This is a genomic window from Bacillus cereus group sp. MG9, from assembly GCF_040459995.1.
GTDB lineage: Bacteria > Bacillota > Bacilli > Bacillales > Bacillaceae_G > Bacillus_A > Bacillus_A mycoides.
Map to the genome: position 1 here is coordinate 1,017,408 of NZ_JARVHC010000001.1, position 22,005 is coordinate 1,039,412.

The following is a 22,005-nucleotide window of genomic DNA, read 5'->3' on the forward strand; positions in this document are numbered from 1 at the left end:
TTATATATGCCCAATCGTACATTATAGGCTTGCCCTTTTGTACGATTTTTTTATTTCTTTCTCATGTTATGCTTCAGAAAGTATGAGAGATTTAAGAACAATCTAATTGCATTACAATTATAGACGTTTCTAATGTAGGAAAGGAAGAAGAATAATTAAATGGAAACTTTGCTTTTAATTCCTGTATTAATTTTCTTTATTTGGCTGCAAAGCAAACAAAGAAAAATAAACTGGATAGATATTATAACTTTTCTCATGATGATAGGGAGTATTACTTATACGGCGCCGCAACCAATAACTAGGGATTTACAAGCAGAGCTACTGGCAGTTACGCTTTTTTCTTTTGCTATTGGTGTTTGGCAAGGTGGGGGAATTACAGTCTGTTATGAGGATGAAATTTTATATATTACAAATGGAAAACAGTATTCCATTTCATGGATTCTCTTAATAATTGGCAACATAATTATTATTAATATATTTGAAGGTGGATTTACATTTAATGGATCGTGGTTTCTTTTGTGTGGTGTTGTCATTACATCTGGGGTGAAAAACAGTATTCTATGTGTTCTGTACAAATTAACAGTGCGAAATTGAATGGAAGACCAAAGCTGTTTTCTTTTACCCCAACATAAAACGTATTGCTGTAAGTTCATTAAAAGACCGTAGTTGATAAAAAATGAGATGGAAGTATTGGAAGTATTGGAAGAATGGGGGAGTTAACGTAGATGTTTCTACCTATTACTACATTTGATAGGTTTAGTTGGCTGGGGAATGTTGCTTTCTCTTCAGAAAAGACTAGTAGGAATCGAGCGCTATCGAGGGCTGAAGAAAGAGATGTTAATTTGTGTAATAAGAACTGTATAGGTTCAGTTAATAATATGCATCAAAAAATAACGATAGATTCTGTGGAACATGGTGATAATTGTGTATTGGGCCGTGCAGAACCTCATTCAACAATTGTCATAACGAGTGGCGATATGTATGTTGGAAGCGGACCGGTTAATAAGTATGGAGAATTTAAAATATATACAAATGATTATCTGGAAGAGTATTCGGTAATAGAGATTCAGTTGATAATGGGCGGTTTCTATCAAGGAAGTATAACGGTAAAGTTAAAAAGTTAAGGTATGATGATTTCCTTTTTATTTAGTAAATAAAAAGGAAGCAACCGTAGTCGCTTCCTACATCTATTAAGCCGAAGCTTTCTTCATTCTCTCAAGTAAACTAGATAAAATATGTGTACGATAAGATTCTAGTTTTTTACCTTCGTAAGTACGAATCCCTAATTTTTTAAGTTCTTTTACATACCAACCTTTGCTTCCGAAATACATGTGATCGCTCCCCTTCAACTTTGTTTATTTGTCCTGATTGTACTTGGAGGTACGGGTAATATAATGAAGGAAATGAATTTCGCGCGAAAATGGTTAACTTTGTTGCAAAAGACATATATACTAAGGGTAGTATATAACGAGGTGGGCAAGACGTGATTATAGAGAAGCACGAAATTCAAATTGACCAAATTACGAGCGGTAAGGTGAATATCTTTACTTTCTATCGAAATAGAAAGCAAGTTGACGATTACTTTTTACGATTGCAAGAACCATCGCTTACAGCAAACTACTTCTTCCATTTTCATTTTGATGCAGAGAGCTTGCATCTTCTGCAGGAAGAGTTTCCAGGCGTATATCCGTACGACCGTAGTGACACGATTCACGACTGGACGGAAAAGATGAAAGCGGAATTGCAACATCAGATCCAAACAGGAAAATGGAATAAGCGCGTACGTATCGGTAATCGTATTCTAGATGTGGCGTTTACGTGGTGTGACGAAGATATAGTAGAGTGAAAAAGAAGCGGATGACGCTTCTTTTTTTTAGCGCTGGAATAAAACGAGCTTACCTGCAGAAGATGTGCAGCGATGTGTTTTTTCGTACAATCCTTTTTCTTGTAAAATAGATTCACCTTTTGCTTTCGCTTCTTTTTCAGTTGCTGCCTCGAATGATTCGTCTAATGCTTTTGAACCATCTTTTTCAAAGACTGTTAGAACGTATACTCCCATGAAAATTCCCTCCAATAATTAAAATCAGAATCTTATAACTATTTTGGCATAAATCAATAGAATATGCAAAGAAATATATGACATTGCGTGTTACAATAAAGTGAAACTTTAACTAGTGGGGAGTCTTTTCATCCCCACTAGTTATTAGTTGAACTAATCGGGTATTTATGGGCAGTTTACTTTCAGATTGGCTTCTTTGCCTACTGCCCGTTAATACGGGGTAAAGTGAAACTTTAATCAGTGGGGGATTTTTTATTTCCTGCTTATTACTAGTTTTCAACAATTGAGCATTTATTGTTTGTGTTCATGCGGATAAGATGAAACTTTTGAACTATAGAAAGGATCGTTATTTGTGAAACAAGTGAAGTTTATACATGCGGCTGATTTGCATTTGGATAGTCCGTTTAAAGGGATGGAAATGAATGTACCACAGTCTGTTTGGGAGAGAATGAAGCAGAGTACGTTTGAATCGTTCGAGCGTATTGTTGATAAAGCGATTCAAGAGCGCGTTGATTTCGTATTACTAGCCGGAGATTTGTATGATGCGGAGACGAGAAGTTTGAGAGCGCAAGTGTTTGTGCGTGAGCAAATGAAGAGACTTTCGCAGTACGATATTCCCGTTTTTATTATTCACGGTAACCACGATCATTTAGGGGGAAGCTGGGCAGCGATTGAGTTTCCGGAAAATGTTCACGTGTTTACGGAGCCTTATGTGGAAGAGAAGTCATTTTATAAAAATGGTGAGCTTGTAGCTTCTATTTATGGTTTTAGTTATTTGCAGCAAGCGGTAACGGATAATATGACAGCGCAGTATACGAAAATGAGTGATGCGCCTTTCCATATTGGAATGCTTCACGGAAGTGTGGAAGGGGATGCAGAACATAATCGTTATGCACCGTTTCAAATTCGTGAGCTGAAAGAAAAGCAGTTTGATTATTGGGCTCTTGGTCATATACATAAACGTGAAATTTTATCAGAAGAGCCGTGCATTATTTATCCGGGTAATATACAAGGGCGTCATCGTAAGGAAACAGGGGAGAAAGGTGCGTACCTGATTGAACTTACGAAACAAGGAACGCATTGTTCATTTTTCCATACGGCGGATGTTGTGTGGGATGAGATTGAAGTTAGTATCGATGGACTTGAAACTGTTGATGATCTTATGACGAGCGCGTCAAGTGCGATGAATGAATGCAGAAGAGAAGAGGAAGGCACGCTTTTAACTGTCGTATTTACAGGGCAGGGGCCACTTTCTCCTTATTTGCGTGAAGACAAGCGCGTGGAAGAGATTTTTCATATTTTAGCAGCTGGCGAAGAGCGAAAAGACTTTGTGTATGCGATGAAGTGGAAAAATGAGACGGTTTCTTTTGCGGAAATTGAACGTTTGAAAGAAGAAAATCATTTCGTCGGTAGTGTGCTGAAAGAGTTAGAAGCTTTCACAAATATGGACGGAGTATTGCGCACCATTTGGACATCTCCTGTAGCACGTAATAGCATTGAAGCTTTTACGGAAGAAGAGAAGAAAGAGATTCAAAAGGAAGCGGAAAATATTATTTTAGAGCAATTATTCCAGCAAGAGAGGGATAAAAAATGAGAATTGAAAAACTCCATATTTATGGCTATGGAAAACTAGAAAATGTGGAAATGGATCTGTCAATGCTGACGGTGTTGTACGGTGAAAATGAAGCGGGAAAATCGACAATTCGCTCGTTTATGAAAAGTATTTTATTCGGTTTTCCGACGAGAGGACAGCGCCGTTATGAGCCGAAAGAAGGCGGAAAGTACGGCGGAGCGGTCACTGTACAAACAGAGAAGTACGGTCGTTTGAAAATTGAACGATTGCCAAAGACGGCAGTAGGCGCGGTGACCGTTTATTTTGAAGACGGGAAAACTGGCGGCGAAGATATTTTAAACGATATATTAAGCGGTGTGAATGAAAGCTTATTTGATTCTGTTTTTTCATTTGATATGCATGGTTTGCAAAATATTCATCAGCTCGGCGAAGCGGATATCGGTAATTATTTATTTTCGGCAAGTGCAGTCGGAAGCGATGCGTTATTGCAGTTAGATAAAAAATTAGAAAAAGAAATGAATCAGCGCTTTAAGCCGAGTGGTCGTAATCCTGAAATTAACGTGTCACTGCAAGAGATGAAGAAAATTGAGGAAAAGATGAAAGAGTGGCAAGGGAAGATTGGCACGTATGAAAAACAGGTCGAGCAGTTAAAAGAAAGTGAAGAGAAACTTGCTTCTGTTCGTGCGGAAAAAGAGTCAGCCGAAAGACGAAAGCAAGATTATGAAATATTAGTGGCGCTTGAGCCTCTCGTTATTGAAAAGAGTGCGCACGAGAAAGTGTTGAAAAACGAGAACGGGCAGTTTCCTGTAAACGGAATGGCGCGCTATGAGGCGGTAAAGGCAAAGATAGAACCGCTGCAAGTACAAGTAGATTCGCTTCAAAAAAAGATAGAAACAGTGCAATCAGAAATTGATTCCACAGAAATAGATGAAGTATTTTTACAAAAAGAAAGTTACGTAGAAGAACTTCGTATGCAACATATGTCTTATGAAAATGCACGCCAAGAAATGCGTGATATGACGGGAAGTATTGCGAATATAAAAGAAGAAATCGCAGAACTACAGCAACAAATTGGCGCTACTTTTGAACAAGAGACTGTTCTTTCATTTGATATAAGTTTAGCGACGAAAGAATTAATTACACAAACGGTGCAAAAAGCGAGAGAGTTAGAAACGCAAAAAACGCAGCTTGATGAACGTTTCAAAACGGCTCAGGAGCAATTAGAAGAGCAAGAAGAAAATATAAGACAAATCAGCCAGCAAATGTTAGCTGATGAAGAACGAAATACGTTAGTTGAGAGAGAAAAATCATTTCAGGATGCGGCATTTTTAGGAATGGGCGCAGAGAGAATGAAGCGCAAGTATGAGGAAAAAACAGGGGCGGCTATGCAAAAGAAAAAACAGTGGCAAAGAATTTGTCTTCTGTTACTTCTTATTAACACGCTTGTTTTATTCACGAGTCTATTTATAGATAACCGCGTGCTGTTATTTATTAGTGTGATTGTTTTTGTAGGGATTGTTTTAGCACTCGTTTTATATAAAGATCCTTCGGGTGGATTACAAGAAGAGCTTCTTACTCTTCAGCAAAGTGCTGGCGGACGACAAAGTGAAGAAGCGATGTCTGTTCGTTATCAGTTAGAAAAAGATGAAGAGATTCGTAAGCTATTTGAGCGTGAGTCGTATAAGTTGCAGCAAATGGAGCGAGCGTATGATAAAGTCGTTTCATCTTATGAGGAATGGGAGAGAGAAACGTTCCAAATAGGAGAACAAGTAGATGCGTATAAAACGCGTTATATGTTCCCAGAATTTTATACGTATGCGCACATATTGCCGGCGTTTGAGCGTATTGAAAAAATGCAACAATTATATCGTGATTTAGAGAAGCAAAGTAAGCGGAAATCTTCATTGTATGAAATGATTTCGCACTTTGAGCATAAACTAGAAACTGTTATCGGTAGCACGGAGTATAGCAATTTGCATGAGGCGCAAAGTCGTATGCAAAATGAAAAAGAGAAGCGCCAAACTTGTAAGCAGCTGAAAGAGAAGCTGGCGGAATGGCAAGAAGAATATGAGTTCATGCAAGAGCAATTAAAACAACTACTAGTAGAGCGAGATGGGTTATGGCATATCGCAGAATCTACAGATGAAGAGATGTTTTTAGAAGCTGGAAAATTGGCAGAGAAACGTGAAGACGCGGATAAGCAAGTGGGGCGTTTATTACCTCAAATTGATTTGTTAGAGCAGCGCTTAACGAGTTTGTCATTAGCTGAGCATTATGAGGCTGACGGTTATGATGAAAAATTAAAGCAAGAAATTACAGCCGCGCAAAACTGTCTGGCAGGGGAGAAAGAACTGACAGAGCGTATTGCGAAGCATCGAATAGAAATTGCGAATTTAGAAGAAGGCAGTACGTATGGTGATTTACTACATGAGTGGGAAATGAAAAAAGCGCAAGTGCGTGAACAAGTGAAGAAGTGGGCTGCATATGCGGCCGCAAAGACAGTATTAACGAAAACGAAGCAATATTATCATGAAGTGCATTTGCCGCGTATTTTACAAAAATCCGAAGAGTATTTCGTGTATTTAACAGGCGGAAGATATAGTAAAATATTCTCACCGTCAGAAGCGGAACCTTTCATTGTCGAACGTAACGATGGTATGCGTTTTTACAGTCATGAACTAAGCCAAGCGACAGCGGAGCAGTTATATTTATCGTTACGATTTGCGCTAGCGAAAACGTTTGAGCATGACTATCCATTTATTATTGATGATAGCTTCGTACATTTTGACGCGGTAAGGACGAATCGAACGATTGAACTTATAAAAGAAATTGCGAAAGATAGACAAGTTATCTTCTTTACATGCCATGCGCATTTATTAACGTATTTTACAGAAAATGAGATTATAAAATTAACACGTAAGCGTAAAGAAAATGAGTTGTAGTATGCTATACTAAAAGTAACTGATTTGGTGGAGGAATTCGAATGAAAAAGAAAATTGTAGAATATGAAGTTGGTGAACAAGTCGATGTTTTCTTGTTAATTAAAACAGCGACAAAAGGTCTCGCAAGCAATGGCAAGCCATTTTTAACAGTAATCTTACAAGATCCAAGTGGAGATATTGAAGCAAAGCTATGGGACGTATCGCCAGAAGTTGAGAAACAATATGTAGCGGAAACAATCGTTAAAGTAGCTGGAGATATTCTAAACTATAAAGGACGTATTCAATTACGTGTGAAACAAATTCGTGTTGCGAATGAGAATGAAGTAACAGACATCTCAGACTTTGTAGAAAAAGCTCCAATAAAAAAAGAAGATATGGTTGAGAAAATTACGCAATACATATTTGAAATGAGAAACCCGAACATACAGCGTCTAACAAGACATTTGTTAAATAAGCATCAAAATGAATTTTTAGAATATCCAGCAGCGACAAAGAACCATCACGAGTTCGTATCTGGACTAGCTTATCATGTTGTATCAATGTTAGATTTAGCGAAAGCTATATCAGCTCTATACCCATCGTTAGATAAAGACTTACTATATGCGGGCGTTATTTTACACGATCTTGGTAAAGTATTTGAGCTATCTGGACCAATTTCTACGACGTATACGTTAGAAGGAAATTTACTAGGCCACATTTCTATCATGGTGAACGAAATTGGTAAAGCAGCAGAGGAACTACAAATCGATGCAGAGGAAGTATTAATCCTTCAGCACATCGTCCTTTCCCATCACGGAAAAGCAGAATGGGGTAGCCCAAAACCACCATTAGTGAAAGAAGCAGAAATTCTGCACTACATCGATAACTTAGATGCAAAAATGAACATGATGGACCGCGCATTAGGACGCACAAAACCAGGCGAATACACAGAACGTGTCTTTGCGCTTGATAATCGTTCGTTCTATAAGCCAACTTTCCATAATTAAGATTGTGAATAGAATGGCCTCATTAAGTGTTAAAAGCTTAGTGGGGCTGTTTTCTTTATTAAAAATGAAATAGTTAAAATGAAATAATTGAAGAAGAAGCATTGAAAAGGGTAGGTTCTAAACATGCGAAAAAATGAGTTAGAACAGAAATTATTACAAGAAGAGGTGCCAAAGGATTTATATAGTTTAAAGGGTGGATTACCAAACGAATCGTATTGTTTTAATGAACAGAATGGAGTATGGAAAGTATATTATAATGAGCGAGGAACAAAGAGTAACCTTAAGACATTTAATTCTGAGACAGAAGCATGTGAATACTTCTATACTAGTTTAATTGAGATGTTAAAAGGAATGGGTGTAATTTAAAACTGAAATAAAAGGGCATTTCCGTTTGGGGGTGCTCTTTTATTTTATATACACATTATTATACTAATCTAAAATTTCTGTGTTTACATTTTTTTCTTTTTATCTCATAATTTTAATTGGGAAAAGGGAGGAAAGAAATGGTTCAAATCAAGGTAACACCTGAAATGCTAGAAGAAGTTGCAAATCGTGCACGTAATACCAGAATCGCATTAGAATCTATACATAATAATTTATGTAATGAAATTGATCATTTGTGCTTTCAATGGATTGGTGCCTCTAATCAACAGTTCATTCAAATGTTCAATGATGCGAGACCAAAAGCTTTTACATCTATCAATTCACTTATACAAGTGGAAGAAGATTTGAAACGAATTGCCGAAAAATTTCGTAACACAGATAATCAAGATGTTACAATGGAAGAAGGTGCAATGTGTGGACCACTATCATCAGAAAAAGAGGGTTTTGATGGTAAAAAACTAGCTAGGGATATAGCGGGTGAAATAAGTGGTGAGTATGATGTTCGTCGTGTTTGGGATGGTATTGATCCATCTACTGGCGAAAAACTTTCGGGGTGGGAACGTGCTGGGGCAGGTGTCATGGCTGTAGCCGGCCTTACACCCTTTGGAAAGATAGCTAAAGTAGGAAAAGGAGTTAAAATGACTGCTGAGGCTGCAAATACAGCTAAAAAAGTCACTGCTGGGACAAACAGCGGAGCTAATCTTAGAGTAATTGAAGAACTTAAAGGACCTGTTATAGATGGAAAACGAGTTGGAAGTGGAAAAAAGGTTGATAATGTAAAACCAGTTTGGGGAAGAGATGAAAAAGGGAAACCTTTTATAGAAAAAGAGTTCCCTCATGTATCAAAGGAACATGGTTTTTCTGATGTTATTGATAATTATTCAAGATTTGCGGAGGAGTTTCCACTAGAAGGAGGGGACCGTATTAAAAGGGAATTATATCAAATAACAGGAAGTAACAATGGTAATAAAGGTGTTTTTGAATGGATTGTTGAGCCCAATGGTGATGTGAGCCACAGGAGATTCATTGAAAATGGTGTTATGACGGGTAAGCCAAATCAAATTCCAAAAAAGTAAGAGGTAAATAATATGAAATTAAAAGATTTAAAAAATAAACATATTAAGTATGACTGGAAAACTATTTTTGTAGGCATCCAAGAAAATTATTTTAATAAAGACGTCATTTCCGATTATGCGGTAGAATTGATGGATATTGGTGATGAAAGTGGGTTTGTTAGTGAACTTGCATGGGGAGTATCTAGTGAAGATTTAGATAAGGTGATGTTAGAAATAAAAACTAATTATTTTCCTCAATTAGATGAAGAAAGCACAATGTTAGTAGAGGAGAATAGAAAACTAAGATTTGTTTTTTTATCTGAAATAAAAGAAAGATGTAAAGAAGATAATGAATTATTAAATGAAATTGCAGAGTTTTATGGAAATCATCACTACCCAGAAGATATGGTGAGTTTTGTTAATTATATGCCTCAAGAAGTCCCAACTACGAAAGAAGATCTGATAAATAGGTTTGAAAAATTTTTAAAATTAGAGAGAGCGAGATTTAAATATGAATAAAGAAACATTAGGAGAATCAATAAGAAAAATTCTAGTGAAAAACTTAAAATTATAAAATTTTTACTAGAAGAGGGTATTGATATTAATTACACTACAGCTAAAGATAAAAGGAATGCATTGCATATGTTTTATTTTTGTGTTTTACGCCCAACAATAGAATATGAATTAGAGATAACAAGATTACTTATTGATAATGAAATTAATATAAATGCTTTGGATAAATATAATGCTATTCCTTTGAAGTATGCTATTACGATAAATAAATTGTCTACAGAAGACAATAAAGACATGTATAAATTACTTATTAAAAATGGTTCAAACTATAATTTGAAAGATCAATCTGGAAAATCATGTGTAGATTATGCTAAAGAGTATTCTTGGAGAAATGATTTATTAACTATTATTGAGGAGTGTTAATATGAAAGTAAATAATTCTGATTACGGGGGCTTTATTGTTTCTAAAAATGTTGTAGCTGGAAAATCAATACGTTATACATTTAGGGAAAAATCAGAAATTCCTCAATTAAATGGGTGGACTATTTATTCTTCGGAAGATGATGATGAATATGTAAATGATTCTAGTAATTTTCAAGTATTAGGAGCAAGCTCTATATTAGAAATAGCTCCAGTTATGTTAGAAATTTTTGATGCTCCTTATGGTACTGATTTATGTTGGCTGTATGAAGAAGATATTCATGTAGGATTTTATGATTTAATAAGTGAAAATGAGAAAGAGATTGATCAAATTTTAAAAGGAAATTGATATTATTTTTTAAGTTGAGAGGGCAATTCCGAAAGGGATATGCTCTTTTTGTTTTATCTAGATGTATAGAAGACATATAGGGTGTTTTATGAAGATTTATGTTTGAGAACAGGGGTGAAATGAAAATTGGAACTAAAATCGGAAATGTATACACCGAAAATTATTGCGGATCATTTAGGGGTGACTCTCGATTTGCTTAAAGTATGGTCAAACAGAGCGAAGTCAGGAAGGATATCCGAGATACTCGAAGGAAAATATAGAAGAATTAAAAGCTATAAGAGAAAAAATACAGGTGCAAAAATGGTCTTATGATCAAGTTCGAGATGGTGTAATAGAGAAATTGATTCGTTTCTTTCAAAAGAAGAAAAATCGCAAATAGAAAAGAAATTGGATGAAGTATTAGAAAAGTTATATAATTTGTGGTTTTCTCAACCAAACTTAGATTTAACTTCTAAAGATAGTGCAGGATTTTCAGCTATTGAATACGCTAGAAAATTCCCATATAGATCAAGTTTAATTGAAAGGATGGAAAAATATGAATCAAAAAGAGCCTATTGAATTTATTGAAAAAGCTGGGGCCTGTATTGTTTCAAAAAATATAATAAATGAAACAGGAAAATTGAAATGGATATTGAGAGAGCAATCAATAGATGCGGTAGATAATGGTTGGAGATTCTTTTCAGAAATTGATGATGATGATTATATTAATAATCCTGATAATTTAGTAGTATGTGATTTTAATACTGTAGCAAATATTGAACCGGCCATTCTGGGAATATACGAACTACCAATAGGTAGTGATTTACAATTAGTTTCTGAGAATGGAAAAATAAGATTTGTTGATAATTTAACTGGTAAAGAAGTTTGATGAGAATACGAAAATCTAAAGACAACAAGGTAAAATGGTTCGAGGAGATGTAAATTTACCAAGTGTGAATTCATTAAATATCTTCGAAAAGAATGTAAAATGTTATAGTAAGCGAGTAATAAAGAGTAATATTAAGATATTTAATTCTGAGACAGAAGCATGTGAATACTTCTATACTAGTTTAATTGATATGTTAAAAGAAATGGGTGTAATTTAAACCTGAAATAAAAGGGCATTTCCGTTTGGGGATGCTCTTTTATTTTACTAACTTTATTTCACATATAAATTGGCTTCATTTTCTGTTAGACAAGTTTTATTTTATATGTTTACATTTTTTATCTCATAATTTCAATTAGGAAAGGGAGGAAGAAACATGAAATATATGGCGTATGTAGAAAAAGCCAATAAGTTAATCGAAGAGGAAGTTACAATAAATATTAACGGTGTAGTGTTTACGGGATTCTCCACTGTTTGTTCATATAAAATTGAAGAAGGAAAAAGTTATCCTGCTATTCTCGACATTACAGTTTTCGATAATATTGAAGTTTCTTTTCTCCACTAATGTTTTTAATATTTACCAAACCATTCTCCAGTCCAAAATGTTATGCAATAAAAAAATATCTCGAATTTGAGATAAATTACTTGCTTTTTAATCACTTGAGTTGTAAAGTGATAGTAACGAAAGCGATTGAGTCATATGAAAAACATACACTCACTTGCTTTCGATTAAAAAGCAAAGTAACTTATTCAGTAAAAACTAAGATGAATTTACAAAAATATAATGAGAATAAATTAAAAAGCTAAGAAGCATATTATTTTTTAGTTATCACTTGACTAGTAAAATGAAACGGAGGAATTATCAATGTATGAAATTAAAGGGCATCATCACATTTCAATGGTTACAAAAAACGGAAGTGAGAATAACCATTTTTATAAAAACGTGCTTGGTTTACGCCGTGTGAAAATGACGGTAAACCAAGATGATCCATCCATGTATCATTTATTTTACGGAGATAAAACAGGAAGTCCAGGTACTGAACTATCATTTTTTGAAATGCCTTTAGTAGGAAAAACGTACCGTGGTACGAATGCAATTACGCGAATCGGATTACTCGTTCCTTCAGAGGAAAGCTTACATTACTGGAAAGAACGATTTGAGAAATTTGATGTGAAACATAGTGAAATGACAACATATGCAAATCGTCCTGCTTTGCAATTTGAGGATGCGGAAGGTCTTCGTCTCGTGCTACTCGTTTCAAACGGAGAAAAAGTGGAGCACTGGGAAACTTGGGAGAAATCCGAAGTTCCAGCTGAACATCAAATTCAAGGAATGGGTTCTGTAGAAATGACAGTGCGTAGACTTGATAAACTGGCAAGTACACTAACAGATATATTTGGTTATAAAGAAGTTAGCCGAAGCGACGAAGAAGCGATTTTCCAGTCTATTAAAGGAGAAGCCTTCGGAGAAATCGTTGTGAAATATTTAGATGGTCCTACTGAAAAGCCAGGCCGCGGTAGCATTCACCATTTAGCGATTCGCGTGAAAAACAGTGAAGAGCTAGCTTATTGGGAAGAACAGGTGATACAAAAAGGTTTCCATTCTTCAGGCATTATCGACCGTTTCTACTTTAAAAGCTTATACTTCCGTGAATCAAATGGAATCCTATTTGAAATTGCGACAGATGGACCAGGATTTACAGTTGATGGAGATGTAGAGCATTTAGGAGAAAAACTTGATTTACCGCCGTTCTTAGAAGAACAGCGAGCAGAAATTGAAGCGAAATTAGCACCTATTGAAGAGAAATAATAGAAGAGAAAATATAAAATATAAAATTAAAAACCATTGGAGGAATATAAAATGAACCAATTAAAAGGAATTCACCACGTTACAGCAATTACAAGTAGTGCAGAAAAGAACTATGAGTTTTTCACTCACGTTTTAGGAATGCGTTTAGTTAAAAAAACAGTAAACCAAGATGATATTCAAACGTATCATTTATTCTTTGCAGATGATAAAGGTAGTGCAGGAACAGATATGACATTCTTTGACTTCCCAGGTGTTCCAAAAGGAGTACACGGTACAAATGAAATTTCAAAAACTTCATTCCGCGTTCCAACTGACGCAGCACTAGAGTATTGGGTGAAACGTTTTGACCGTCTTGAAGTAGAACATACAGGAATGAAAGAGCAATTCGGTAAGAAAACTCTTTCATTCGTTGACTTTGATGATCAACACTATCAATTGATCTCAGATGAATTTGATAAAGGCGTGGAATCAGGTACACCTTGGCAAGACGGCCCAGTGCCATTAGAATATGCAATTACTGGCTTAGGACCTGTATTTATTCGTATCGCGAACTTTAGTTATTTCAAAGAAGTACTAGAAAAAGTTCTATTATTTAAAGAGATTGCTCAAGAAGGAGAATTCTACTTGTTTGAAGTAAACGAAGGTGGAAATGGTGCCTCTGTCATTGTAGAACATAATACAGTTCTTCCTGAAGCACAACAAGGTTTTGGTACAGTGCATCATGCAGCATTCCGTGTAGAGGATCGCGCTGTATTAGAAGAGTGGATTGAGCGACTAAGCCGAGTTGGACTCCCTTCATCTGGTTATGTAAATCGTCACTTCTTTGAGTCATTATACGCAAGAGTTGCGCCGCAAATTTTATTCGAGTTTGCAACAGATGGCCCTGGTTTTATGGGAGATGAGCCTTATGAAACGCTTGGAGAGAAATTATCTTTACCTCCGTTCTTAGAGCCAAAGCGTGAAGAAATCGAAAAATTAGTTCGTCCGATTGATACAGTGAGAAGTACTAAGGAATTTATTAAAGAGTAAAAATAGAAATAATAAGTAGAAGAGCAAGTAGTTTTAGCGAATCGCTGGAATTGCTTGCTTTTTTATTTGGTCTATAAAATTTTCTGAAAAATGTTTCTCAAGTTTTTAAAATAGAAATATTTGGTATAATTCATTTAAATTATAAATTTTCTGACAATTATTTTTCAATACATAGAAAAGGGGTGATAATATACAATTTGAATAATTGTATAAATATCCTAATTTTGTAAGTTTGGAGAAAAGGGGATGCGAAGGTATGGGAACAGATGTAGTAACGAAGGAGCAAATGAAACATTCTTTAGATAATTGGTATCGTGTAATGTTGCAGCAAAACATAGAGAAAGCTACGGAAATGAAAGAAGAGATTGATAGTACGATTAGTGGGTTGGACGTGGATCAAGATGTATTGCTTTATCATGCGTTATTGAACTTCAGATATGATGCATTAGTTGATTGGATTTCAGTTAGAGAAGATAGTTTTAATAAAGTGGAATCTTTCGAAATTCCGACAGAAGGTTTTCTAGCTTATTACTATCACTTTTTTAAAGGATTTCATTGCACATTAATTTCAAATTATAACGAAGCGAAAGAACAGTATGAACAAGCTGAGAAGTTATTGAAATATATTGCAGATCCGATAGAGCATGCGGAGTTTAATTATCGGATGGGGAATTTTTATTATCATTCCTATCAACAAATCAATGCGATTGATTATTTGAAAAAGGCAAAAGAAGATTTTACGAAGCAATCAGGATATGAGATTAATTTTGCTTTATGTGAAAATATTTTAGGGTTATGCTATGTTGATTTAAATCAATTTGAGTTAGCAGAGGAGATATTTAATAATTCGTTAAATGTTTTTCAGCAAATTAATCATGAAAAATACATTTTAATGGTTAGAAATAACTTAGGGTTGCTATATGCAAATCAGAATTTATCTGAGTTAGCCATTCGTCATTTATCCGAAGTAACAAAGAAAGCTCCTAATCATTTTAGGGCACTGTACTTGGAGGCTGATGAATATTTAAAAATAAAAGAATTTGAAAAAGCGAGTGCCATAATAAGTAAAGGATTGCATATTTGTAATCAGTTGAAGAATCAAGAATATCAATACCGATTCATGGTTTTAAATAAAATGAATACAAATATTGATGCATTAGAAGAGGTTGTTATAGCAGGTATTTCTTACTTTGAAAGAGAAGAGTTGTTTGACTGTATTCAGGAATATACAGAACGCTTAGCAGATAAATTTTATGATATAAACAATCATGAAAAGGCTAGTAAATATTATCGTATGAGTAAAGAAGCAAGGCAAAACCAGATGACAAAAGGGGCGTTAAAGTAATGAAAAAAATTGTGTTAACAGTAATTGGATTTGCATTTACTTTCTCAGTTTTAGGTTCCCATGATTTTAATGCCGTTGCTCTTAATAAGGGAGATACAGGTGGAGCGCCAGCAAGACCCGATTATGCTGGTTTTAATAAGGGAGATACAGGTGGAGCGCCAGCAAAACCAGACTATACTAGAGGTGACACAGGCGGAGCACCAGCAGATAATAGAGGCGACGGCGGCGGAGTAAGCCAACTATAATAAAAATAAAGAAAGGGACTTCAAAATAAAATGTACCCTATAGAATAGACACTGAAAAAAAGTCTATTCTATAGGGTATTTCTTGTATAATGAGAGAAAATTGGAATCGGAGAAGGTTTAAAATGACAAAAAAGCTATTTACAGAAAGAGACATTCAAATTCTATCAAATAACCCATATATAAAATCTGTAAGTCAGAAAGGTATCACTTATACAGATGAATTTAAGCGTATTTTTATTGAGGAGAATGCGAAAGGAAAACTACCCCGAAATATTTTTGAAGAATGTGGTTTTGATATAGATATGATTGGAATGAAACGAATTATGTCATCAGGAAGTAGATGGCGTGCTGCTTACAGAAAAAATGGTGTATTTGGTTTACGAGATACACGCACCGAAAACGCGGGAAGAACTCTTGAGAGAGAGCTTACGTTAGAAGAGAAGTATGCTCGTTTAGAAGCCGAACGGAACTTACTAAAGGCAGAAAATGAATTGTTAAAAAAGATCAAACTTATGGAAGGGAGGATGAGAAGGAAATAACGTTATCACCTAGTCAGAAATATATCCTGATTCGTTCTGTTATCATAAAATATAACTTAAGAAATATGGTGAGTTACTTGTGTAAAGTAGCTGGTGTATCCCGTTCGGGATACTATAATTATTTTTCCATTTCATCTCAAGAACAACGGAAACAAAAGAACGATCAAGATGAAATCGTGAAAGAAATCATATTAAAAGCACTTCGATTTAGAAATCGAAAGAAAGGGGCTCGTCAAATAAAAATGACATTGGCGGGTCATTTTCAAGTTGTCTACAATTTAAAGCGTATCCGTAGAATCATGAAGAAATATGAGATTGTCTGTCCGATTCGGAAAGCAAACCCTTATAAAAGAATGCTGAAAGCTTCAAAAGAACATCGAGTAGTGCCGAATCAATTAAATCGAGAATTTAAACAAAACACCCCAGGAAAAACACTTCTTACAGATATCACTTATTTAGTTTATGGTAAGAATAAAAGAGCTTATTTATCTACAATTTTAGATAGCTCAACCAATGAAATTTTAGCTTACCATGTTTCAGAACAGATGACATTAGACCTCGTAACAACAACTCTTCATAAACTAAAACGGAATAAGAGGATTCGATTGACTAACGGTGCATATATTCATTCAGATCAAGGAGCCCACTACACAAGCCCTACCTACCAAAAATTAGTCAAAAAGCTAAAGCTCGGACAATCTATGTCAAGAAGAGGAAACTGTTGGGATAACGCTCCACAGGAATCATTTTTTGGTCATCTGAAAGATGAAGCACATATAAAACCTTGCGAGTCTTTTACTGAGTTGAAACAAGAGATTAAGAAATATATGACGTACTATAATCACTATAGATATCAATGGAATTTAAAAAAGATGACTCCTGTTGGATACAGAAATCATCTCCTTGATGTTGCCTAACTTTTTTCAAAATGTCCTTTACAAAGGGTACAGATTATCAAAATGGAGTCCCTTTCTTTATTTTTAGGCCACGTAGAGAAAAGAATTGACTTACTTTAAATATGTAACTATAATAGTTACAAAATAACCATCATTAATAGAAATGAGTTATATTTTTTTAATATAATTGTAACTAAAGTGGTTACAATTAAAAATAATCATAAAACAACCAAATAATGTAAAAACTTTAAATAGCAACATGAGAAAGGAGACGGGAATTTTGAAACGGTTTAAATTTTATTTTATTAGCGGTATTGTGCTCGTTTTGTTAATCGTATGTAACTTCGTTGATAAGCCGATTGCGAAGGTTGGAGAAGTGAAAGATACTGTGATGATGAGGATGAATACGAAAGAGAGTATGGCGCAGATTGATGGGCAGACGATTTATTTTAAGCAAATTGGTGAGGGGAAACCGCCTTTACTTATGCTTCACGGGTTCGGTGGTTCTTCAGATGGGTTTAATGATATTTATCCGGAACTTGTAAAGGATCATACGATTATTGCGGTTGATATTTTAGGGTTTGGGCGTTCTTCTAAACCAATTGATTTTCAGTATTCGTTTCCCACGCAAGTGAATTTATATTATAAGTTAATGAAGAAACTCGGATACGATCAATTCGCAGTACTTGGTCATTCGATGGGCGGAGAGATGTCTCTAAATTTAGCGTATTTATATCCGGATGCAGTAACGCATCTCGTTTTAGCGGATTCTACAGGAATAGAGTCTTTCCAGCAAAAAGAAAGTTATGAAGTGCCGCCACTATCGACAGACTTACAAACTGTAACAGAGATTACGGATTATAATAAAAATGAAGTGAAAAATAGTCGCGATGATAAAGAGCATTATGATCAGCTTACGAAAATGAGAGAGCGCCGCATTGCGATGGAAGCCGATAAAATTAAGGTACCGACTTTAATTATATGGGGACGACACGACAAGAGTGTTTCTTGGAAAAATGGTGAACTGTATCACGAGCTATTTGCAAATAGTACGTTCCATATCATTGAAAAAGGATACCACGCACCGTTTCGCCAGGAACCAATAGAGTTTATGGAATATGTACAAGCGTTCTTCGCGAAGAATCCACAATAAAATTTTAAGCATAAATCCACTTCTTTCCTCATAAAGTGAAACTAATAAGGCTTGTCTAAGGAAAGGGATGAACGAAAGTGGAAACTTTACCATGGTGGATTTATCTTGTAATCATTGGGATTGTACTAAGTGGCTACATGGTTTTATATACTTCGAAAAAAGAGCAAGAGATGGATAATGATTTTATCGAAAAAGAAGGCGAAGTATATATGAAGCGTTTAGAAGAAGAGCGAGAGAAGCGGAATCAGGATAGTGATAAAGATTCGGTATTGCTTTAATAGAAATTTTGAAAGGCTACCAACTAGGAGAACTTTATATCTAGGTGGTAGCCTTTTTTCTTTTTTGGAGCAGTATATGTTCATCAAGCTAAGCTTATATAAGCTTAATTTTACATGTATATGATATTCATCATGAAACTTTATTGATGGTATTTATATATATGTTCACTCATAAGAATGGAAATAGCGCAGTATCTACAGGGGGGATTAACAATGCATAGGGATGAAACATCATTACATCCTGATACAGGTGTTACATCTGTAATGTTTGTTGAGCGTTCATTAAATGAAATTCGTTTTTGGTCTAGAATCATGAAGGAGCATTCTTTTTTTCTTCGCTTAGGGTTTAGATGCGAGGATACTCAACTAATTGAAGAGGCTAATCAATTTTATCGATTGTTTGAACATATCGAACAAATAGCGCATTCCTATACAAATGAAACAGATCCTGAGCAAATAAAAAGATTTAATTCAGAAGTACAACAAGCCGCAACTAATATTTGGGGATTTAAAAGAAAAATTTTAGGATTAATTCTCACATGTAAATTGCCAGGACAAAATAACTTTCCACTGTTAGTTGACCATACAAGTAGGGAAGCTGACTATTTTAGAAAACGTTTAATACAATTAAATGAAGGGAAATTAGATGCCCTTCCTGATGCTATTATTAAAGAAAATGTTTTCTTTTTAAGGATTATGGCAGACCATGCTAAATTTATTGGGCATCTTCTTGATCCATCGGAAAGAAAGCTTGTAGACACAGCACGGAATTTTAGCAATGATTTTGATGAATTGATGTATCAAGCAATTGACTTAGAATCTATGAAACCACAATCCCAAACAGTCCCTCTTTTAGATCAATTTTTAGATCAAAATCGTGTGTCGGTTACATCTCTTCGGGATTTTAAGAAAACAGCACGTGATTTAATTGAGCAATGTAAAATAAAGAGTATCATTCATCCATTATTAGCAGACCATGTTTTCCGTGAAGCTGATAGATTTCTTGAAATAATTGATATGTTTGATGTTCATCTTACAAATATTCAATCCCAACCTAGATATTAGAAGATAAGGAAAGATAATATTTTACTTTCAGCCGAGAAGTTAACAATTTATTGTTAGCTTCTTTTCTTTTTGATGAAAATGTTTAAAAATGAAACTTTACGTTATTCTTTCTGGAGAATGATAAGAAGGGATGGCGTATTTTTTTATGCTTAATCTAGTCATCCGTTCATTGTATTATTGTTCGGGAAATTATTATAGGAGCATAGCATATGGAATATACACACTACATAGCGCCATTACAACCTGTAACGCACAAGTTGCACAGGTTACGCAACGATAACTAGCTTTACTCTTCATCATTTATTTGACCATACTAGACATAGAGAGGTGATAAACACAGTATGATTTTTAGTGAACGTTTAAAAGAAGAAAGGGAAAAAAGAAATTGGTCGCAAAATGATTTGGCTGAAAAAATTCATGTAAGTAGGCAGTCTGTTTCGAAATGGGAGACGGGAAAGAACTATCCGAGCATTGAAATTATTATTCATTTAAGTGATCTGTTCGGTATTACAATTGATGAGTTATTGAGGAGTGATGAAGAGTTGACGCAAAAAGTAATTGAGGATAGTAAGCAATTAGCGTATCCGAAATGGAAGGTGTTTTTCGATAGTCTATTTATGATGGGCGTATTTTTATTTATTACAAAAATCGTTGTATGGGCGTTAAATAAGTTTGCAGGAGCAAGCATTACAATTGTCGCAGATGCACCATATGTAATGAATTTTTTACCGCTCCTATTAATGATTATAGGTGGTACGGTTTCTGATAAGTTGAAGAAAATATATAGATAAGAGAAAGATTTGTAAGAAATCCCCTACACTAGCTGTTCTTTTCACCCAAATTGTGTACTATAAAGGATAGATAGGAAGGGGACGTTTAGAATGGAATTTCATGAGCAAAAGATTTTGCCGGCAGTGAGGCAAATTAAAGATTTGGAGAAGCTATTACATAGTTCGTATGAGTATATTGTTATTTTAGATATTCATGTCGGTCAATTGAAGAGTGTTGTGTCGCTCGCGAAGCAGCATAATAAAAAAGTATTTTTACATGTGGATTTGATCCATGGATTACAAAGTGATGGGCATGCGACGGAGTTTTTATGCCAAGAATATAAACCGTACGGGTTATTATCGACAAAGGCGAGCGTAATTATGAAGGCGAAGCAAAAAGGTGTCGTCTCCATTCAACGCATCTTTTTAATTGATTCTAGCGCAATGGAAAAGAGCTGTAATTTGCTAGAAAAGACGAAGCCGGATTATATAGAGGTGCTTCCTGGTGCGTTAACGGGTGTCATTGCTGAGGTGAAAGAGCGTACAGGTGTACCAATTTTAGCAGGTGGTTTTATTCGAACGGTAGAAGACGTTGAAAGAGCGTTAAATGCTGGTGCGACAGCAATTACGACATCGAAAAAAGAACTATGGAAACATTACCAAAAAAAGTGACGAAAATGTGAAAAAATTCTGTTGACACCGCTTTCATTAAGGGTTAACATTATAGACAAGTTAATAAACGTGACGGAGAAAAGAAGAGATCCACATTTTATTGTTTCTATATATATTATATAGAAGCATGTAAGCTGTGGATCTTTTTCTTTTGAAAAAAACGAATGGCCATTCATTTTACCTCTATCACTTTTCGAAAGCATTTAAATTGATTGTGGAGGGATTTTATGTCAGCATTTTTAGGGGAATTAATAGGGACTGCATTGTTAATCTTACTTGGTGGCGGCGTTTGCGCTGGTGTAAGTTTAAAGAAATCGTTTGCGAAAGATTCTGGTTGGATTGTAATTACAATGGGTTGGGGTCTAGCGGTTGCTATGGCAGCGTATGCAGTTGGATCAATTAGTGGGGCACATTTGAATCCGGCTTTAACGATAGGACTTGCTTTTAAGGGAGCGTTCCCATGGAGTGACGTACCTATGTATATCGCAGCACAAATGATTGGGGCAATTATCGGGGCAGTTCTTGTATATTTACATTACTTACCACACTGGAAAGAAACAGAAGATCCAGGAACAAAGTTAGGTGTATTTGCAACAGGTCCAGCAATTCCGAACACATTTACAAACCTTTTAAGTGAAATGATTGGAACATTCGTTTTAGTATTTGGTATATTAGCAATTGGAGCAAATAAATTTGCAGATGGTTTAAATCCATTTATCGTAGGTTTCTTAATTGTAAGTATTGGTTTATCATTAGGTGGAACAACAGGATACGCAATCAACCCAGCTCGTGATTTAGGTCCGCGTATTGCACACTTCTTCCTTCCGATTGCAGGAAAGGGCGGTTCAAACTGGAAGTATGCATGGATCCCAGTAGTTGGTCCAATTCTAGGTGGATCACTTGCAGGATTATTCCATCAAGTTGTATTTGAAGGAAAACAAAATTCAGCACTTATTTATGTGATTATTACAACTGTGATTGTACTAACAATCTCTTATATGACAAGTAAAAAAAGTGAAGCTACTACAAATAGTAGAAAAGTAGCATAGGGGGAAAC

Annotated in this window: 27 protein-coding genes and 1 pseudogene; 26 read left to right on the top strand and 2 right to left on the bottom strand. The window is 35.2% G+C overall.

All coding sequences use genetic code 11. The features are described 5' to 3' along the window. Positions 1 to 159: 159 nt before the first annotated feature. Positions 160 to 594: a hypothetical protein gene (locus tag QCI77_RS05155; protein WP_002011089.1), complete on the top strand. Its 435-nt coding sequence runs from the start codon at positions 160 to 162 to the stop codon at positions 592 to 594. A gap of 131 nt (positions 595 to 725) precedes the next feature. Continuing rightward, positions 726 to 1,124 carry an Ig-like domain-containing protein gene (locus tag QCI77_RS05160; RefSeq protein ID WP_353824613.1) on the top strand — a complete coding sequence of 133 codons (399 nt, stop codon included), beginning with the start codon at positions 726 to 728 and terminating at the stop codon, positions 1,122 to 1,124. Between the two features lie 66 nt (positions 1,125 to 1,190). Here QCI77_RS05160 and QCI77_RS05165 read toward each other — a convergent pair whose 3' ends face one another. Beyond that, the gene (locus tag QCI77_RS05165) at positions 1,191 to 1,331 is read right to left on the bottom strand and encodes a YflJ family protein (protein WP_000273535.1); all 141 of its coding nucleotides are present in this window, start codon (positions 1,329 to 1,331) and stop codon (positions 1,191 to 1,193) included. Positions 1,332 to 1,483: 152 nt separating this feature from the next. Here QCI77_RS05165 and QCI77_RS05170 point away from each other — a divergent pair, with 152 nt between their 5' ends. Next, on the top strand, positions 1,484 to 1,846 hold the full coding sequence (locus QCI77_RS05170; RefSeq protein WP_199663524.1) for a hypothetical protein: 363 nt from the start codon (positions 1,484 to 1,486) through the stop codon (positions 1,844 to 1,846). Positions 1,847 to 1,873: 27 nt separating this feature from the next. Here QCI77_RS05170 and QCI77_RS05175 read toward each other — a convergent pair whose 3' ends face one another. Then, positions 1,874 to 2,059 carry a YhzD family protein gene (locus tag QCI77_RS05175; protein WP_000539551.1) on the bottom strand — a complete coding sequence of 62 codons (186 nt, stop codon included), beginning with the start codon at positions 2,057 to 2,059 and terminating at the stop codon, positions 1,874 to 1,876. A 352-nt stretch (positions 2,060 to 2,411) separates the two neighbouring features. Here QCI77_RS05175 and QCI77_RS05180 point away from each other — a divergent pair, with 352 nt between their 5' ends. The 23 genes and pseudogenes from QCI77_RS05180 to glpF all read left to right on the top strand — a co-directional run bounded on the left by QCI77_RS05180 (position 2,412) and on the right by glpF (position 21,997). After that, positions 2,412 to 3,653, top strand: a complete 1,242-nt coding sequence (locus QCI77_RS05180; protein ID WP_353824614.1) for a metallophosphoesterase family protein — start codon at positions 2,412 to 2,414, stop codon at positions 3,651 to 3,653. Continuing rightward, positions 3,650 to 6,574 (top strand): ATP-binding protein, encoded by a 2,925-nt coding sequence (locus QCI77_RS05185; protein ID WP_353824615.1) that lies wholly within the window; start codon positions 3,650 to 3,652, stop codon positions 6,572 to 6,574. Before QCI77_RS05180 ends, QCI77_RS05185 begins: the two co-directional genes overlap by 4 nt. Before the next feature lie 41 nt (positions 6,575 to 6,615). Then, entirely contained in the window at positions 6,616 to 7,560 is a 945-nt protein-coding gene (gene yhaM / locus QCI77_RS05190) for a 3'-5' exoribonuclease YhaM (RefSeq protein ID WP_002030183.1), read from the top strand. Between the two features lie 123 nt (positions 7,561 to 7,683). Then, positions 7,684 to 7,926 (top strand): hypothetical protein, encoded by a 243-nt coding sequence (locus tag QCI77_RS05195; RefSeq protein ID WP_098169104.1) that lies wholly within the window; start codon positions 7,684 to 7,686, stop codon positions 7,924 to 7,926. Between the two features lie 137 nt (positions 7,927 to 8,063). Next, complete coding sequence (locus QCI77_RS05200) at positions 8,064 to 9,020, top strand: WXG100 family type VII secretion target (RefSeq protein ID WP_353824616.1); 957 nt, start codon at positions 8,064 to 8,066, stop codon at positions 9,018 to 9,020. Positions 9,021 to 9,032: 12 nt separating this feature from the next. After that, positions 9,033 to 9,518, top strand: a complete 486-nt coding sequence (locus QCI77_RS05205; protein ID WP_353824617.1) for a DUF2247 family protein — start codon at positions 9,033 to 9,035, stop codon at positions 9,516 to 9,518. A gap of 48 nt (positions 9,519 to 9,566) precedes the next feature. After that, a complete protein-coding gene (locus QCI77_RS05210; protein ID WP_353825758.1) occupies positions 9,567 to 9,935 on the top strand; it encodes an ankyrin repeat domain-containing protein in 369 nt (122 codons plus the stop codon). Between the two features lies 1 nt (position 9,936). After that, positions 9,937 to 10,281, top strand: a complete 345-nt coding sequence (locus tag QCI77_RS05215; RefSeq protein ID WP_012260493.1) for a DUF2185 domain-containing protein — start codon at positions 9,937 to 9,939, stop codon at positions 10,279 to 10,281. 126 nt (positions 10,282 to 10,407) lie between these two features. After that, a pseudogene (locus tag QCI77_RS30900) lies at positions 10,408 to 10,686 on the top strand (MerR family transcriptional regulator); the annotation flags it as partial. After that, positions 10,669 to 10,839: a hypothetical protein gene (locus QCI77_RS30905; protein WP_483298995.1), complete on the top strand. Its 171-nt coding sequence runs from the start codon at positions 10,669 to 10,671 to the stop codon at positions 10,837 to 10,839. The pseudogene QCI77_RS30900 and the gene QCI77_RS30905, both read left to right, overlap by 18 nt. Next, complete coding sequence (locus QCI77_RS05225) at positions 10,817 to 11,149, top strand: DUF2185 domain-containing protein (protein WP_001072112.1); 333 nt, start codon at positions 10,817 to 10,819, stop codon at positions 11,147 to 11,149. Before QCI77_RS30905 ends, QCI77_RS05225 begins: the two co-directional genes overlap by 23 nt. 373 nt (positions 11,150 to 11,522) lie before the next feature. Further along, positions 11,523 to 11,711: a hypothetical protein gene (locus QCI77_RS05230; protein WP_012260497.1), complete on the top strand. Its 189-nt coding sequence runs from the start codon at positions 11,523 to 11,525 to the stop codon at positions 11,709 to 11,711. Between the two features lie 300 nt (positions 11,712 to 12,011). Further along, on the top strand, positions 12,012 to 12,956 hold the full coding sequence (locus tag QCI77_RS05235; RefSeq protein ID WP_012260498.1) for a ring-cleaving dioxygenase: 945 nt from the start codon (positions 12,012 to 12,014) through the stop codon (positions 12,954 to 12,956). 51 nt (positions 12,957 to 13,007) lie between these two features. Then, a complete protein-coding gene (locus tag QCI77_RS05240) occupies positions 13,008 to 13,985 on the top strand; it encodes a ring-cleaving dioxygenase (protein WP_215584635.1) in 978 nt (325 codons plus the stop codon). A 256-nt stretch (positions 13,986 to 14,241) separates the two neighbouring features. Beyond that, positions 14,242 to 15,330 carry a response regulator aspartate phosphatase gene (locus QCI77_RS05245; RefSeq protein ID WP_353824618.1) on the top strand — a complete coding sequence of 363 codons (1,089 nt, stop codon included), beginning with the start codon at positions 14,242 to 14,244 and terminating at the stop codon, positions 15,328 to 15,330. After that, positions 15,330 to 15,575 carry a hypothetical protein gene (locus QCI77_RS05250; RefSeq protein WP_193652892.1) on the top strand — a complete coding sequence of 82 codons (246 nt, stop codon included), beginning with the start codon at positions 15,330 to 15,332 and terminating at the stop codon, positions 15,573 to 15,575. The genes QCI77_RS05245 and QCI77_RS05250 overlap by 1 nt, the downstream gene beginning before the upstream one ends. 122 nt (positions 15,576 to 15,697) lie before the next feature. Further along, positions 15,698 to 17,031, top strand: a protein-coding gene (locus QCI77_RS05255) for an IS3 family transposase (RefSeq protein ID WP_113770855.1) whose coding sequence is annotated in 2 segments (ribosomal slippage) — positions 15,698 to 16,085 and positions 16,085 to 17,031 — 1,335 coding nt in all. Because the reading frame shifts where the segments join, the coding sequence is not laid out codon by codon here. A gap of 259 nt (positions 17,032 to 17,290) precedes the next feature. After that, positions 17,291 to 18,163: an alpha/beta fold hydrolase gene (locus QCI77_RS05260; RefSeq protein WP_002188611.1), complete on the top strand. Its 873-nt coding sequence runs from the start codon at positions 17,291 to 17,293 to the stop codon at positions 18,161 to 18,163. Positions 18,164 to 18,240: 77 nt separating this feature from the next. Beyond that, on the top strand, positions 18,241 to 18,441 hold the full coding sequence (locus QCI77_RS05265) for a sporulation YhaL family protein (protein ID WP_002087191.1): 201 nt from the start codon (positions 18,241 to 18,243) through the stop codon (positions 18,439 to 18,441). Positions 18,442 to 18,654: 213 nt separating this feature from the next. Then, positions 18,655 to 19,506: a DUF2935 domain-containing protein gene (locus QCI77_RS05270; protein ID WP_000554485.1), complete on the top strand. Its 852-nt coding sequence runs from the start codon at positions 18,655 to 18,657 to the stop codon at positions 19,504 to 19,506. A 341-nt stretch (positions 19,507 to 19,847) separates the two neighbouring features. Next, complete coding sequence (locus tag QCI77_RS05275) at positions 19,848 to 20,297, top strand: helix-turn-helix domain-containing protein (protein ID WP_002087188.1); 450 nt, start codon at positions 19,848 to 19,850, stop codon at positions 20,295 to 20,297. A 90-nt stretch (positions 20,298 to 20,387) separates the two neighbouring features. Next, the gene (gene glpP, locus QCI77_RS05280; RefSeq protein WP_000394293.1) at positions 20,388 to 20,948 is read left to right on the top strand and encodes a glycerol uptake operon antiterminator GlpP; all 561 of its coding nucleotides are present in this window, start codon (positions 20,388 to 20,390) and stop codon (positions 20,946 to 20,948) included. 227 nt (positions 20,949 to 21,175) lie between these two features. Next, positions 21,176 to 21,997, top strand: coding sequence for a glycerol uptake facilitator protein GlpF (glpF, locus tag QCI77_RS05285; RefSeq protein ID WP_002188616.1), 822 nt, complete (start codon positions 21,176 to 21,178; stop codon positions 21,995 to 21,997). Positions 21,998 to 22,005 lie beyond the last annotated feature (8 nt).

What these genes read in the sequence shown, in the direction of transcription:
- QCI77_RS05155 (WP_002011089.1), top strand. Translation starts at nt 160, where the DNA reads ATGGAAACTTTGCTTTTAATTCCTGTATTAATTTTCTTTATTTGGCTG.
- QCI77_RS05160 (WP_353824613.1), top strand. Translation starts at nt 726, where the DNA reads ATGTTTCTACCTATTACTACATTTGATAGGTTTAGTTGGCTGGGGAAT.
- QCI77_RS05165 (WP_000273535.1), bottom strand. Translation starts at nt 1,331, where the DNA reads ATGTATTTCGGAAGCAAAGGTTGGTATGTAAAAGAACTTAAAAAATTA.
- QCI77_RS05175 (WP_000539551.1), bottom strand. Translation starts at nt 2,059, where the DNA reads ATGGGAGTATACGTTCTAACAGTCTTTGAAAAAGATGGTTCAAAAGCA.
- QCI77_RS05185 (WP_353824615.1), top strand. Translation starts at nt 3,650, where the DNA reads ATGAGAATTGAAAAACTCCATATTTATGGCTATGGAAAACTAGAAAAT.
- yhaM (WP_002030183.1), top strand. Translation starts at nt 6,616, where the DNA reads ATGAAAAAGAAAATTGTAGAATATGAAGTTGGTGAACAAGTCGATGTT.
- QCI77_RS05195 (WP_098169104.1), top strand. Translation starts at nt 7,684, where the DNA reads ATGCGAAAAAATGAGTTAGAACAGAAATTATTACAAGAAGAGGTGCCA.
- QCI77_RS05200 (WP_353824616.1), top strand. Translation starts at nt 8,064, where the DNA reads ATGGTTCAAATCAAGGTAACACCTGAAATGCTAGAAGAAGTTGCAAAT.
- QCI77_RS05205 (WP_353824617.1), top strand. Translation starts at nt 9,033, where the DNA reads ATGAAATTAAAAGATTTAAAAAATAAACATATTAAGTATGACTGGAAA.
- QCI77_RS05215 (WP_012260493.1), top strand. Translation starts at nt 9,937, where the DNA reads ATGAAAGTAAATAATTCTGATTACGGGGGCTTTATTGTTTCTAAAAAT.
- QCI77_RS05225 (WP_001072112.1), top strand. Translation starts at nt 10,817, where the DNA reads ATGAATCAAAAAGAGCCTATTGAATTTATTGAAAAAGCTGGGGCCTGT.
- QCI77_RS05230 (WP_012260497.1), top strand. Translation starts at nt 11,523, where the DNA reads ATGAAATATATGGCGTATGTAGAAAAAGCCAATAAGTTAATCGAAGAG.
- QCI77_RS05235 (WP_012260498.1), top strand. Translation starts at nt 12,012, where the DNA reads ATGTATGAAATTAAAGGGCATCATCACATTTCAATGGTTACAAAAAAC.
- QCI77_RS05240 (WP_215584635.1), top strand. Translation starts at nt 13,008, where the DNA reads ATGAACCAATTAAAAGGAATTCACCACGTTACAGCAATTACAAGTAGT.
- QCI77_RS05245 (WP_353824618.1), top strand. Translation starts at nt 14,242, where the DNA reads ATGGGAACAGATGTAGTAACGAAGGAGCAAATGAAACATTCTTTAGAT.
- QCI77_RS05250 (WP_193652892.1), top strand. Translation starts at nt 15,330, where the DNA reads ATGAAAAAAATTGTGTTAACAGTAATTGGATTTGCATTTACTTTCTCA.
- QCI77_RS05270 (WP_000554485.1), top strand. Translation starts at nt 18,655, where the DNA reads ATGCATAGGGATGAAACATCATTACATCCTGATACAGGTGTTACATCT.
- QCI77_RS05275 (WP_002087188.1), top strand. Translation starts at nt 19,848, where the DNA reads ATGATTTTTAGTGAACGTTTAAAAGAAGAAAGGGAAAAAAGAAATTGG.
- glpP (WP_000394293.1), top strand. Translation starts at nt 20,388, where the DNA reads ATGGAATTTCATGAGCAAAAGATTTTGCCGGCAGTGAGGCAAATTAAA.
- glpF (WP_002188616.1), top strand. Translation starts at nt 21,176, where the DNA reads ATGTCAGCATTTTTAGGGGAATTAATAGGGACTGCATTGTTAATCTTA.